This is a genomic window from Blastococcus jejuensis, from assembly GCF_039534705.1.
In the GTDB taxonomy this organism is placed as follows: domain Bacteria; phylum Actinomycetota; class Actinomycetes; order Mycobacteriales; family Geodermatophilaceae; genus Blastococcus_B; species Blastococcus_B jejuensis.
Genome location: NZ_BAAAVV010000003.1, coordinates 333,751 through 345,641, shown reverse-complemented (window position 1 = coordinate 345,641; position 11,891 = coordinate 333,751). Strand labels below are relative to the sequence as shown.

Annotated in this window: 15 protein-coding genes; 10 read left to right on the top strand and 5 right to left on the bottom strand. The window is 75.2% G+C overall.

Annotated features, from left to right (window positions below; translation table 11 throughout):
- Nucleotide 1 precedes the first annotated feature (1 nt).
- Nucleotides 2-472, top strand: a complete 471-nt coding sequence (locus ABD644_RS08775) for a ribose-5-phosphate isomerase (protein ID WP_344688396.1) — start codon at nt 2-4, stop codon at nt 470-472.
- On the opposite strand, the gene ABD644_RS08770 is transcribed toward ABD644_RS08775, so the two are convergent.
- The gene (locus ABD644_RS08770) at nt 473-1,717 is read right to left on the bottom strand and encodes a GNAT family N-acetyltransferase (protein ID WP_344688395.1); all 1,245 of its coding nucleotides are present in this window, start codon (nt 1,715-1,717) and stop codon (nt 473-475) included.
- A 76-nt stretch (nt 1,718-1,793) separates the two neighbouring features.
- On the opposite strand from ABD644_RS08770, the gene ABD644_RS08765 reads away from it, so the two are divergent.
- Nucleotides 1,794-2,231, top strand: coding sequence for a hypothetical protein (locus ABD644_RS08765; protein ID WP_344688393.1), 438 nt, complete (start codon nt 1,794-1,796; stop codon nt 2,229-2,231).
- Here the strand turns inward: ABD644_RS08765 and ABD644_RS08760 are convergent.
- Entirely contained in the window at nt 2,216-2,860 is a 645-nt protein-coding gene (locus ABD644_RS08760) for a response regulator (protein WP_344688392.1), read from the bottom strand. The genes ABD644_RS08765 and ABD644_RS08760 overlap by 16 nt on opposite strands.
- Complete coding sequence (locus ABD644_RS08755) at nt 2,851-4,152, bottom strand: sensor histidine kinase (protein WP_344688391.1); 1,302 nt, start codon at nt 4,150-4,152, stop codon at nt 2,851-2,853. The genes ABD644_RS08760 and ABD644_RS08755 overlap by 10 nt, the downstream gene beginning before the upstream one ends.
- A gap of 235 nt (nt 4,153-4,387) precedes the next feature.
- Here ABD644_RS08755 and ABD644_RS08750 point away from each other — a divergent pair, with 235 nt between their 5' ends.
- On the top strand, nt 4,388-5,377 hold the full coding sequence (locus tag ABD644_RS08750; RefSeq protein ID WP_344688390.1) for a sigma-70 family RNA polymerase sigma factor: 990 nt from the start codon (nt 4,388-4,390) through the stop codon (nt 5,375-5,377).
- A 74-nt stretch (nt 5,378-5,451) separates the two neighbouring features.
- On the opposite strand, the gene ABD644_RS08745 is transcribed toward ABD644_RS08750, so the two are convergent.
- The gene (locus ABD644_RS08745) at nt 5,452-6,174 is read right to left on the bottom strand and encodes a hypothetical protein (RefSeq protein WP_344688389.1); all 723 of its coding nucleotides are present in this window, start codon (nt 6,172-6,174) and stop codon (nt 5,452-5,454) included.
- Nucleotides 6,175-6,366: 192 nt separating this feature from the next.
- Here ABD644_RS08745 and ABD644_RS08740 point away from each other — a divergent pair, with 192 nt between their 5' ends.
- Genes ABD644_RS08740 through ABD644_RS08720 form a run of 5 tightly spaced genes read left to right on the top strand, consistent with a single transcriptional unit; the run spans nt 6,367 to nt 9,833 of the window.
- Entirely contained in the window at nt 6,367-7,515 is a 1,149-nt protein-coding gene (locus ABD644_RS08740) for a sensor histidine kinase (RefSeq protein WP_344688388.1), read from the top strand.
- Nucleotides 7,512-8,171: a response regulator gene (locus ABD644_RS08735; protein ID WP_344688387.1), complete on the top strand. Its 660-nt coding sequence runs from the start codon at nt 7,512-7,514 to the stop codon at nt 8,169-8,171. Before ABD644_RS08740 ends, ABD644_RS08735 begins: the two co-directional genes overlap by 4 nt.
- Nucleotides 8,171-8,560, top strand: coding sequence for a hypothetical protein (locus tag ABD644_RS08730; RefSeq protein ID WP_344688386.1), 390 nt, complete (start codon nt 8,171-8,173; stop codon nt 8,558-8,560). Before ABD644_RS08735 ends, ABD644_RS08730 begins: the two co-directional genes overlap by 1 nt.
- A 51-nt stretch (nt 8,561-8,611) precedes the next feature.
- Entirely contained in the window at nt 8,612-9,424 is an 813-nt protein-coding gene (locus ABD644_RS08725; RefSeq protein ID WP_344688385.1) for a CPBP family intramembrane glutamic endopeptidase, read from the top strand.
- Between the two features lie 31 nt (nt 9,425-9,455).
- The gene (locus tag ABD644_RS08720; protein WP_344688384.1) at nt 9,456-9,833 is read left to right on the top strand and encodes a hypothetical protein; all 378 of its coding nucleotides are present in this window, start codon (nt 9,456-9,458) and stop codon (nt 9,831-9,833) included.
- Here ABD644_RS08720 and ABD644_RS08715 read toward each other — a convergent pair.
- On the bottom strand, nt 9,822-10,454 hold the full coding sequence (locus tag ABD644_RS08715) for a maleylpyruvate isomerase family mycothiol-dependent enzyme (protein ID WP_344688383.1): 633 nt from the start codon (nt 10,452-10,454) through the stop codon (nt 9,822-9,824). The genes ABD644_RS08720 and ABD644_RS08715 overlap by 12 nt on opposite strands.
- A 71-nt stretch (nt 10,455-10,525) precedes the next feature.
- Between ABD644_RS08715 and ABD644_RS08710 the strand changes: the two genes are divergently transcribed.
- Both ABD644_RS08710 and ABD644_RS08705 read left to right on the top strand, forming a co-directional pair.
- Nucleotides 10,526-10,978: a MarR family winged helix-turn-helix transcriptional regulator gene (locus ABD644_RS08710; RefSeq protein WP_344688616.1), complete on the top strand. Its 453-nt coding sequence runs from the start codon at nt 10,526-10,528 to the stop codon at nt 10,976-10,978.
- A 22-nt stretch (nt 10,979-11,000) separates the two neighbouring features.
- Nucleotides 11,001-11,876, top strand: a complete 876-nt coding sequence (locus ABD644_RS08705; protein WP_344688382.1) for an ABC transporter substrate-binding protein — start codon at nt 11,001-11,003, stop codon at nt 11,874-11,876.
- Nucleotides 11,877-11,891: the final 15 nt, after the last annotated feature.

Below are 11,891 nucleotides of genomic sequence, written 5' to 3'. Positions count from 1 at the left end.
CATGCGCGTTTTCATCGGGACCGATCACGCCGGCCTCGACTTCAAGGAGCACCTGAAGGCGGTGCTCGCCGAGGCGGGCTACGAGCCGGTCGACTGCGGGGCGTTCGAGTACGACGCGCAGGACGACTACCCGCCGTTCTGCTTCGAGGTGGGGGAGCGGACCGTCGCCGAGCCCGGCAGCCTCGGCGTCGTCATCGGCGGCTCGGGCAACGGCGAGCAGATCGCGGCCAACAAGGTGCCAGGTGTCCGCGCGGCGCTGGTCTGGAACACGAGCACGGCGCAGCTCGCGCGGCAGCACAACGACGCGAACGTGGTGTCGATCGGGGCGCGCCAGCACTCCGACGAGGAGGCCTCCGCGCTCGTGCTCGAGTTCCTGAAGACGCCGTTCAGCGGCGACGAGCGGCACGCCCGCCGGATCGGCCTGGTCAGCGACTACGAGCGCGACCGGCACCACCCGGCCGGCGGGCGCTGATCAGAACTCGTCGGGGCACCACGGGGCGACCGGCCAGCCGAACGCCGTCGAGGCGAGCGTCACCGCACCGGGGCTGACCTCGCGCACCCGGCCGGCTGCCTGCAGGCCGGCCAGCGAGCCCCCGCCCAGGTAGACCGACGAGAGCTCCTCGATGCCCAGCACGATGTCGGGGTCGCGATCGGTCGGGCCGCAGTGCGCGCCCGCCGGGTGGCCCGACAGCCGCCACCGTCCGGCGTTCCACGGGCAGAACTCGTCGCGCACCTCGAGCACCAGGTCGATCGGGGCCGGGTACCGGCGGGCCGAGAGCGCCGTGCCGACGTCGACCACCCGCACCCACAGCGCGTCGACCGGCTGGGCGTGCAGCGCGCGGGGGTCGGCCAGCAGATGGCGGAGGGCCTCGTCCGACGACGCCATGGGCGCCTGGACCTTGCGGACCAGGTCGTGCGAGAGCAGGTACTGCCAGAGCGCGGCGTGGGCGGCCGGCGTCGTCGACCGCACCTCGCCGACCCGCAGCGTGCCGTCGGGCTCGCTCCCCTCGGTCCACGACGCCTTGAGCCGGTAGAAGGCGTACCCGGTCACGGTGCCGTCGGGCTCCTCGTGCAGCACGTGCCGGCGCGCGGTGTAGCCGTGCCGCTGGTCGGGGTCGTCGCGCAGGAGGCGGTCCCACCAGCGGTCGTCGCGGCCCATGTTGCCCGGCACCGACCGGTGGACCTGCCGGAAGACGTCGAGGGCGGCCGCGCGGAACTCGTCGAGCTCGACCAGCCGCACGCGTCCCGACCCGGTGTCGACGTCGCGCCGCAGCCGCAGCCGCTCGGTCCTGCCGGACCACCCGCCGCGCCACGACGCCGGCGCGTAGCCGAAGCGGCCGTAGATGGACGACTCCGCGGCCCACAGCGCGGCCAGCGGCTCGCGGCCGGCGGCCTGCACCTCGTCGAGCTGCCGCCGCATGATCGCCGTCAGCACGCCGCGGCGGCGGTGCGTGGGGGACACGGTGATCCACGTGATGCCCGCCGTCGGCACCGCGGCACCGCCGGGGACGGTCATGTCGAGGCTGTAGATGCCCGAGGTCGCGGCGACCCGGTCGCCCTCGAACAACCCCAGCGAGCGGTCCAGCTCGGCGACCGGCGGGACCCGGTCGAAGAACGGCCCGGTGGGTTCGTCGCCGAACACGGCGCTCATGGCCCGCGAGAAACGGGGCCACTCCTCGGCGGTGACGGGGCGGAGCTGTTCAGCGACATCGGACACGAGATGTGTCTACCGGTCGGGTGATGCGCGACGCCAACGACTTCCCGCAGGCCGATGCGCTGTCAGGATGCCCCGCATGGCGGAGGAGCGCCCCATCGGCTGGTGGGTCAGGCGGCTCGACTCGCTGCTGGAGGAAGCCGTCGACTCGGTCGTCGAGACGGAGGGCCTGACGCGCCGGCACTGGCAGGTGCTGCACTCCCTGGCGACCGGCACCGGGCACGAGGCCGACGTCGCGGCGGCGCTCGCCGATTTCCCCGGCGACGTCGACGTCGTCGTCTCCGACCTCGTCGGCCGCGGGTGGGTCGTCCGGCTCGGCACGGGCCGGGTGGGGCTGGCCCCCGACGGCGCCGTCGCGCACGACCGCGTCGCCCGCGCCGTGGAGCGGGTGCGCCGGCACGCGGCCGACGGGCTGTCGCGCAACGAGTACGAGCGGACGATCCTCGTGCTCAGCCGGATGGTGGCCAACATCGAGCGGGCGCTCGGCCGCGACGGCCCGGATCAGCCGCGTAGGTAGGCCAGGGTCGCCAGCACCCGGCGGTGCTGGTCCTCGTCGGGGGCGAGGTCGAGCTTGGCGAAGATGTGCTGAGTGTGCTTCTCCACCGCGCCCGGGGTGACCACCAGGATGCGGGCGATCGCGGTGTTGGAGTGCCCCTCCGCGATCAAGCCCAGCACCTCCCGCTCGCGGGGCGTGAGGCGGCGCACCGGGTCGTCGGCGCGGCGGCGGGCGAACAGCTGGGCCACGACCTGCGGGTCGAGCACCGTGCCGCCGGCGACGACGTCCTGGAGGGCCTCGAGGAACGTGTCGACGTCGGCCACCCGGTCCTTGAGCAGGTAGCCGACCCCGCCGGCGCCGTCGGCGAGCAGTTCGTCGGCGTAGGCGACCTCCACGTACTGCGACAGCACGAGCACCGCCGTCCCCGGCACCTCCTGGCGGGCCGCGACGGCGGCGCGCAGCCCCTCGTCGGTGTGCGTCGGGGGCATGCGGACGTCGACCACGGCGACGTCCGGGCGGTGCTCGCGCACCGCCCGGACGAGCGAGGGACCGTCGGCGACCGCGGCCACGACCTCGGTGCCGGCCTCCTCGAGCAGCCGGACCAGGCCCTCCCGGAGGAGGACCGAGTCCTCGGCCAGCACTACCCGCACGGCAGGTCCGCCGTGAGCCGGGTCGGTCCGCCGCGGGGGCTGTCCACGTCCAGCCGGCCGTCGACGGCCTGCAGCCGGTCGGCGAGCCCGGCCAGCCCGTGGCCCGGTGCCTGGACCGCCCCACCGGTGCCGTCGTCCTCGACGAGGACCACCAGCCGGCCGTCGGTGCAGCCGACGACGACCCGGCAGGTCGTCGCGCCGCTGTGCTTGGCGATGTTGGCCAGCGCCTCGCTGACGACGAAGTACGCGGTGTTCTCGGTGACCGGGGCCAGCCGCTCGGTCGGCAGGTCGACCACCAGGTCGACCGGGACGGGGGAGCGGGCGGCGACGGCGGCCAGCGCGGCGGCCAGGCCGCGGTCGGCGAGCACCGGCGGGGCGATGCCGCGGGACAGGGCGCGCAGCTCCTCCAGCGTCTCCCGGGCCAGGCCGGCGGCCTCGCCGAGCGTCGTCCGGGCGGCCTCGGGGTCGCGCTCGAGCTGGCGCTGGGCGCGGGCCAGGTCCATGTTGAGCCGCACCAACTGCTGCTGCGGGCCGTCGTGGATGTCGCGCTCGAGCCGGCGCAGAGCCACGGCCTCCGCCGCGACCGCCGCGTCGCGGCCGGCGCTGAGCCGGGTCAGCTCGGCCTGCGTCGCTGCGCGGGAGGTGAGCAGGGCGCGCCCCAGGTTGGCCTGCAGCAGGGCGACCCCCCGCGTGACGAACGGCAGGAACACGGCGGCGACGAGCCCGACGAAGGCGTAGGCGACGGTGACCTGGAGATAGGTGGGATCGAATCCGAGGAGCTCGAGCAGGTCCTGGTCGCTCGGGTCGTCGGGCAGCGCCCAGGCCCAGGCCCCGTAGAAGAGCCCGCCGATCGCGATCGACCAGAAGGTCACCGTGACGACGAAGGAGAAGATCGCGACGGGGAACCGGATGACGGCGTGCAGCGCGTCCAGCCACGACTGCGGGTCGCGGATCGGGGTGAGCATCCGGCGCACCGCGCTGCCCTCGGCCGGGAGGTAGGCCGGCGTGGGCACGGGCGCCTCGAGGACGGCGGGCAGCTGGGCCCGCTCGACCGTGGCCAGTCCGCGGGCGGCCAGCAGCGTGAGCGCCAGGACGGCGACGCCGACCCAGACGACCAGCAGACCGGCGCCGAGGGCGAGGCCGGTGACGACGACGACGAACGCGGCGATGGCGAGCGGGAACCCGAGGAGCACGTACCCGGTGTCGATGCCGAGCTGGCTGAGCCGGCTGCGGCGGTCCCTCGGGGGAGCGGCGGTGGTCATGGGCGGGAGGACGGCGGTGTCGGTGGTCATGCCGTCGAGCCTGGTTCCGGGCGACGCCGGAACCCATCCCGCTGGCTGGCCGATCGGAGGTCGGGCTGGCCCGACTGCGTGGAGTCGTTCATCTCGGCCGCGATGCTGCTCGCCCGGGCATCGTGAGTCCAGCAGCCGCGCCCCCTGCTCGTCCGTCCGGGCGGTCGGGGACTCCCGCGATGTCGGTGCCCTGTGGTGTGCTGGGAGGCACATCCACCGACGAGGAGTGCGACCCGTGACCAGCGTCGCGATCGGCCCGACCGACCAGCTCGATCCCCGGCTGCTCGAGCACCGCCGTGAGCTCACCGGCTACTGCTACCGGATGCTCGGGTCGGCCTTCGACGCGGAGGACGCGGTGCAGGAGACGCTGGTCCGCGCCTGGCGCGGGCTGTCCGACTTCGAGGGCCGGTCGGCGCTGCGCTCCTGGCTCTACCGCATCGCCACCAACGTCTGCCTCGACCAGCTTTCCGGGCGGCAGCGCCGGGCCCTACCGATGGACCTCTCGGGCTCGCCGTGGCAGCCGGTCGAGCACTCGCTGGCGGCGCGCCGGCCGGGCACGGCGTGGGTGGAGCCGGTGCTCGACCGGCAGGTGCTGCCCGAGGATTCCGACCCGGCCGAGCGGGCCGTCGCGCGCGAGTCGATCCGGCTGGCCTTCGTCGCGGCGTTGCAGCACCTGCCGCCGCGCCAGCGGGCCGTCCTGCTGCTGCGCGACGTGCTGCGCTGGAAGGCCGACGAGGTCGCCCAGCTGCTCGACACCACGACGGCGTCGGTCAACAGCGCGTTGCAGCGGGCCCGCGCCACCCTGTCCGGCCTCGGCGGCGCACCCGAGCCGCGACCGCTGGACGCCGACGACCGCGACCTCCTCGACCGCTACCTCGACGCCTTCGAGCGCTACGACATCGACGCGTTCGTCCGGCTGCTGCACGAGGACGCGACCCAGCACATGCCCCCGTTCGAGATGTGGCTGCGCGGTGCCTCCGACATCGGCGCCTGGATGCTCGGCCCGGGCGCTGGGTGCCGCGGGTCCCGGGTGCGGGCCGTCGACGCCAACGGCAGCCCCGCCGTCGCCCAGTGGCGGCCGCGGGAGGGCGGCGGCTTCGAGCCGTGGGCGCTGCACATCCTGGAGGTGGCCGACGGCCGGGTCGCGCACATCTCGAGCTTCCTCAACCTCGACAACGAGCTGTTCCGGGTGCTCGGGCTCACGGTCGACCCCGAGGCGAGGTGAGGCGGTCGTCGCGTCGTACGTGACGCGCGCGCCGACGGCCGCCCCCGCAGCGGGGGCGGCCGTCGGAGGAGCGCTCAGGCGGGCACCGGAACGTCGGTCCGGGCCGGCGACCGGACGCCGTCCCACTCCGCGTCGGTCATCCGCAGCACCCGCAGCCCCAGGGCGGTGTACGCGACGGTGGCCGCGACCAGGATCGCCGTGACCGACAGCGTCGTCCGGAACGGCAGGCCCATCTCGGCGACGACGGCCGCCGTGGCCAGCGCCGGCACCCACCAGTGCACGGCACCGGCGCGCCACGCGCCCCACGGCAGAACGGCAATGGACAGGCCGAAGCACAGGATCAGCGGGAAGGCAATCGCGCCGAGCGCCGGGCTCGCGTTCAGCCGGTCGATGAAGTCGATCATCTGGCCCCGGTCCCCACCGGCGAGGGGGAGGGACACCAGGTAGAACATCGCGATCCCGAAGTGCCCGAATCCCCCGAGCAGGGCGAGCACGGCGCCGACGTTGGTGATCGCGGCGCCCCGGTCGCGGGCCTGGTGCAGCAGCCCGCCGGCGGCGGGGGCCATCAGCACGGCCGAGGCGATGAGCAGCACCGCCGAGAGCGTGAGCGCCCCGGCGGACTCGGTGGCGGCGCGGTACATGACCTCGCCGGTGCCCCCCTCGGCCGGGTCGACGAGCGCCTCGGGGATGAGCAGAGCGGGGAACAGGATGAGCGCGGCGCCGGCGGTGTAGCGGCGCAGGCGGCGGGCTGTGGTGGGGCTCGGCGTGGTGGTGGTCACGGTGCTGGTGGTCGACATCGCGGGCTCTCCTTCGACGATGACCGGCGCACACCCGCCGGTCGGACGCCGGGAACCCTCGGCCGACGGGACCGCGGTCGTCGTCGGCACCGGTGCTGGACCTGTGTCACTCCGGAGGACGACCCCGGTGGCCGGTCAGATCGCTCGCACGGAGGACTCCGCGAGAGCCGCCTGCGCCCTACCGTGACCGCCATGCGTCGGTGGGTGCCCCGCCCGATCGACCTGGCGACCGCTGCGGTGCTCACGGCGGTGACCCAGGTCGAGACCGCGCTGATGTCCCCGCCCGACTCGCCCATGGGGGTCGTCGTCCCGTCGCTCGCGGTGGGCACCGTGGCGTTCGCCTGGCACCGCGTCGCCCCCCAGACCGCGCTGGCGGTGGGGCTCACCGGTCTGGCCGTCGTCCCCGGTGCCGTCGGCGTCGACCCGGCCTCGGCGTTCGGCTGGTTCGTCACCGCGATGGCGTTCATGGCCTCGGCGGGCTACCACGCGCGGCGGCCGGTGGTCGCGCTCGCCGTCGCCTTCGCGCTGCTCGCGGCGAGCGTCGTCCTGCAGAAGGGGTGGGTGATCAGCGACATCGCGTTCGCCTGGATGCTGGCGGGCGCTGCCTGGCTGGGCGGGCGGACCGTGGCCGGGCGGACGCTGCGCGCCGAGCTCTCCGAGCAGCGCGCGGCAGCGGCCGAGCAGCAGGCGCAGTGGCGGGCCGCGGCCGCCGTCGCGGAGGAGCGGTTGCGGATCGCCCGCGAGATGCACGACGTCGTCTCGCACAGCCTGTCGGTGATGACCCTGCACGTGAGCGGCGTGCGGCGGCTGCTGCGGCCCGACCAGGTCGCGGAGCGGGCGGCGCTGGAGACCGCCGAGCGGACCGGTCGCGAGTCGATCGCCGAGATGCACCGGATGCTGGGTGTGCTGCGCGGGCCCGAGACCGACACCCCGTCCCCGGGCCTGGCGCGCCTCCCCGAGCTGCTGGATCCGGCCCGGGCCGCGGGTCTGCAGGTCGACTGCACGATCGCCGGCGACGTCGGCGAGCTGCCGCCCGGGGTCGACCTGGCCGCCTACCGGATCGTGCAGGAGGCGCTCACCAACGTGCTGCGGCACGCGCACGCCCGCCGGGTCGAGTGCGCGGTCGAGGTCCGGGATCACGTGCTCGAGCTGCGGGTGACCGACGACGGCCGCGGGGGCGTGCCCCGGTCGGGCGGCGGGCACGGGCTGGTGGGCATGCGCGAGCGGGCGGCGCTCTACGACGGCACCGTCGAGGCGGGCCCGACGGCGACGGGGTTCGAGGTCCGGGCGGTCCTGCCGGTGCCCTCGAGCGCGGCGCGCGAGCCGGAGGACGCCCGGTGATCCGGGTGCTGCTCGCCGACGACCAGACCATGGTGCGCGCCGGCTTCCGGCTGATCCTCTCCGCCGAGCCGGACATCGCGGTGGTGGGCGAGGCGGCCGACGGCGTCGAGGCGGTGGCCGCCGCCCGGCGGCTGCGGCCCGACGTGACGCTGATGGACATCCGCATGCCCCGGCTGGACGGGATCTCGGCGACCCGCCGGCTGGCCGGCGAGGAGCCCCCGGTCACCCGCGTCGTCGTCCTGACGACGTTCGACGTCGACTCGCACGTCTACGACGCCCTGCGCGCCGGGGCCAGCGGGTTCCTGCTGAAGAACGCGCCGCCGGAGGAGCTGGTGCAGGCGATCCGGCTGGTCGCCGACGGCGGTGCGCTGCTCGACCCGGCGGTGACCCGGCGGGTGATCGAGGAGTTCGCCCGCAGCCCGGCGCCGGGGCCGGTCCCGCCGGAGGTGCGCGGGCTCACCGAGCGCGAGCTGGAGGTCCTGCACCAGGTGGCGCGCGGGCTGTCCAACGCCGAGATCGCCGCGACCCTCGTCGTCAGCGAGGCGACGGTGAAGACCCACGTGGCGCGGCTGCTGGGCAAACTCGGCCTCCGGGACCGGGTGCAGGCGGTGGTCTACGCCTACGAGCGGGGGCTCGTCCGCCCGGGGGCCGGCTGATGGCCTGGCTGCGGTGGCTGACCGTCGCGCTCTGCGTCCTCCAGGGCGGGTTCATGGCCTTCGACGGCGCCCGGGCGCTGCTGGTCGGCAGCTACCTGACCCCCGGTTCGGGCGAGCACGCCGGGCAGTTGGGGCCGTGGGCGGGCGTCGTCCGCGCCGTCGGGATCGACCCGGAGTCGACCGGGATGAAGCTGGGCTTCGTCGTCCTGGGCGGCTTGTGGCTGGTCGCCGCGGTCGGGCTGGCGCTGGGTGCCGGGTGGGCCGGCTGGCTGGGGCTCGCGCTCGCCGTCGCGACGCTCTGGTACCTGGTGCCCGGGACGGCGATCAGCGTGGTGGTGCTGGTGCTGCTGCTGACCCCGCCGGTGCGACGGGCGTTGGGCCCGGGCTGAGCGAGGCGCACGGCCCTCGTCCGTGACCGCGGGTCCCGCCACGATGCACGCGTGCGCACCTGGGTCCGGGGTCATCCGGTGGTGGCGTATGCCGTCCTGGCCTACGCGTTCTCGTGGGCCTGGTGGATCCCGATGATCGTGCGCGGGGAGATCGTGCGGCCCGGGGTCGGCTGGCCCACGCACCTGCCCGGGCTGATGGGGCCGGCGCTCGCCGCCGTCGTCGTCACCGCCTTGGCCGACGGCGGGCCAGGGCTGCGCGACCTCTGGTCGCGGTGGACGCGGTGGCGCGTCGGCTGGGCGTGGTGGCTGCTGGTGCTCGGCACCGCGGCACTGGCCGTGCTCGGTCTGGTGGTGCCGCTCGTGCTCGGCGACCCGGTGCCGGAGGTCGCGGCGTTCGGTCGCTACTCGGGCATCGCCGAGATCGGGCTGCTCGGGGTGACGGCCGTGGCCCTCCTCGTCAACGGGGTCGGCGAGGAGGCGGGCTGGCGGGGCTTCGCCGCGGACCGGCTGCTCGACCGGCACGGGCTGCGGACCACGGCCCTGATCGTCGCCGCGGTGTGGGGCGGCTGGCACCTGCCGCTGTTCTGGGTGAACGAGTCCTTCCGGACGTTCGGGCTGCTCGCCGTCGGCTGGGCGGTCGGTCTGGTCGCCGGGTCGATCGTGCTCACCTGGATCTACCGGGGGAGCGGCCGCAGCGTCCTGCTGGTCGCGGCCTGGCACACGGCGTTCAACCTGACGTCGGCCACCGAGGGGACCGGGGACCTCGTCGCCCCGCTCACCAGCGTTCTCGTCATCGTCGGTGCGATCTGGGTGCTGCGGCACGAGGCCACTGCACCGGAGCGACACGGTTCCAGAACCCGTTGACGGTGGCTCCGCGGGCGTCCAGCCTGGGGCGATGACGACGGTGGTCAGGCTGCCCGTGCGTGGTCGGTGGGCGTGGGACGCGCGCGGTGACCGCCGCGCCGTGCGCGTCTCGCCGCACCCCTCCGAGAACGTGGTCAACCTCAGCGTCTGGCGCGACGACATCTGCGTCGGCACCGTGCGGCTGCTCCCGGCCGAGGCGGCGGCGCTGGTGACCGGGCTGACGGAGGGGCTGACCGAACTCGCCGAACGGCCGGTCGCCGCACCCGTGCACGACCTGGAGGCCCGGCTGGCGCGGCTGGAGTCGCGGCTGGCCGAACCGGCTTGGCGGACGACGGCGGCGCGGATGCTGCGGTCGGTCCGGGACGCCGTCGCGCCCCTCGGGCTCGGCCGGCGACCGTCAGGCGCCTGACGACCGGTTCGTCAGGCCGTCGCCCTCGAGTTCGTGCAGCGACGCCGTCCGGCCCGTGAGAAGGAGCAGCAGCGAGCCGATGGGACCGGCGACGGTGGGACCGTCGCCCACCGTCCAGTCGGCGTCGGTCGCGGTGATCCGCAGCCCGGCGAGCCGGCGGCGCGCGTGGAAGGGGAAACCCATCGTCCAGTAGCGGGTGGCGGCGACCACGGCCGCATCCGTCGGGATCTCGCGGCGGATGCCGAGGGGGCGGGCGATGTCCTGGCCGTGGACCAGGACGTCGGCGAACGGGTCGAGGTACGAGGTGCCCGGCGGGTGCCGCCGGGAGGCGGCGGACTCGCGGAGGTCGGTGACGACCTGCTCCTGCGGCACGTCGTCGGCCCGGCGGACGGCGGTGTCGTGGATGAGCCGGTTGACGTCGCCGCGGGCGCGCACGAACTCTCTTACGCCGGTCAGCAGCCCGAACCGGCTGCCCAGCGTGAGGTGGGCGGCGACGTCGCAGACCCGCCAGCGGTCGCAGAGGGAGGGGTGTACCCACTGCTCGGGCGTGAGGCCGGCCAGCAGATCGGCCAGCGCGAGCCGCTGCTGCTCGACGGTCCGCCAGGCGGTGTTCCGGTCCATGGCCACTCCAGTGGTACGTTCCGCCTGCCCAAATTAGTTCGATCCTCTGACTACCGTCAAGGGTGGTGTCGATGCCGGACGAGTGGAACGTCGGTCTGCTGCTCTTCGTGCCGTACCGAGCGATGGAGACCCGAGTGCTCGAGGCGCTGGTCGCCGCGGGCTTCGACGACCTCACGATGGCGCAGGTGCGGGTGATGGCCCGGCTGGCGCCCGGCGGCAGCCGGCTGACCGAGCTGGCCGACCAGGCCCGCGTGACCAAGCAGACCGCCGGCTTCCTCGTCGACCAGCTCGAGCGGCACGAATACGCGCAGCGCATCCCCGACCCGACCGACGGCCGTGCCCGGCTCGTCCGGCTGGCGGGCAGGGGAGAGGCGGCGGCGGAGGTCGCGGCGGCGACCGTCGCGCAGGTGGAGGCGGAGTGGGCCGCGCACCTCGGGGCGGCGCGCATGCGCGCGCTGCGGGCAGCCCTCGAGCAGCTCCGGGAGATCACGGACACGGGCCTGGGTGGATCGGGGAGGGGCTGATCCGGTCGCCTACGGTGGCGCCGTGCGGATCGCGTCGTTGCTGCCGGCCGCGACGGAGATCGTGAGTGCGCTCGGGCTGACCGACCGCCTGGTGGCGGTCACGTTCGAGTGCGACGAGACCGTCCGGGCCCGCTGCCCCGTCGTCGTCGACACCGCCATCCCGCCGGATCTGTCGCCGGGGGAGATCGACGCGTGGGTGCGCGATCGGGTCGCCGGCGGCCTGCCGATGTACGAGCTCGACCGGACGGCGCTGGCCGCGCTCGCTCCGGATCTCCTCCTGACCCAGGACCTCTGCCGGGTGTGCGCCCTCCCGGCGGGCACCGTCGAGGAGGCCTGCCGGCTCATCGGCACCGACGCGGCGGTCCTGTCCCTGGACCCGCACACGCTCGAGGAGGTGCTGCAGGCCATCGCCGCCGTCGGCACCGCGGCCGGAGTGCCGCAGGTGGCGGCGGCAGTGCTGGAGGAGCTCCGGGGCCGCCTCGCCGCCGTCGAGCGGGCGGTCGCGCGCCGGCCCCGCCCGCGGGTCCTGGTCCTGGAGTGGACCGATCCGCCGTTCCTCGCCGGCCACTGGGTGCCCGAGCTGGTCCGCCGGGCCGGAGGCGAGCCGGTCGGCGGGTCCGAGGGCGGCCGCAGCGTCGTCGCGGCGTGGGACGAGTTGCCCGAGGCCGACGTGGTCGTCGTCGCGCCGTGCGGTTTCGGGCTCGACGCGGCGGTCGAGCAGTGCGCGACGGTCGCGGCTCACCTCCCGGACCTCCCGCTGGTCGCGATCGACTCCGCACGCTTCGTCGTCCAGCCCGGGCCGGGCCTCGTGGCGGGGATCGAGGCCCTGGCCTGGCTGCTGCACCCGGACGCCGTGCCCGAGCCTCCACCCGGGCGGGTGGCTCTGTTTCGGCCGTAGCTGCTGGAGGACGCG

Bases quoted from the DNA above. Each gene is read 5' to 3' on its own strand.
- ABD644_RS08710 (WP_344688616.1), top strand. From the start codon at position 10,526: ATGCCGGACGAGTGGAACGTCGGTCTGCTGCTCTTCGTGCCGTACCGA.
- ABD644_RS08730 (WP_344688386.1), top strand. From the start codon at position 8,171: ATGGCCTGGCTGCGGTGGCTGACCGTCGCGCTCTGCGTCCTCCAGGGC.
- ABD644_RS08745 (WP_344688389.1), bottom strand. From the start codon at position 6,174: ATGTCGACCACCAGCACCGTGACCACCACCACGCCGAGCCCCACCACA.
- ABD644_RS08720 (WP_344688384.1), top strand. From the start codon at position 9,456: ATGACGACGGTGGTCAGGCTGCCCGTGCGTGGTCGGTGGGCGTGGGAC.
- ABD644_RS08765 (WP_344688393.1), top strand. From the start codon at position 1,794: ATGGCGGAGGAGCGCCCCATCGGCTGGTGGGTCAGGCGGCTCGACTCG.
- ABD644_RS08740 (WP_344688388.1), top strand. From the start codon at position 6,367: ATGCGTCGGTGGGTGCCCCGCCCGATCGACCTGGCGACCGCTGCGGTG.
- ABD644_RS08775 (WP_344688396.1), top strand. From the start codon at position 2: ATGCGCGTTTTCATCGGGACCGATCACGCCGGCCTCGACTTCAAGGAG.
- ABD644_RS08755 (WP_344688391.1), bottom strand. From the start codon at position 4,152: ATGACCACCGACACCGCCGTCCTCCCGCCCATGACCACCGCCGCTCCC.
- ABD644_RS08715 (WP_344688383.1), bottom strand. From the start codon at position 10,454: ATGGACCGGAACACCGCCTGGCGGACCGTCGAGCAGCAGCGGCTCGCG.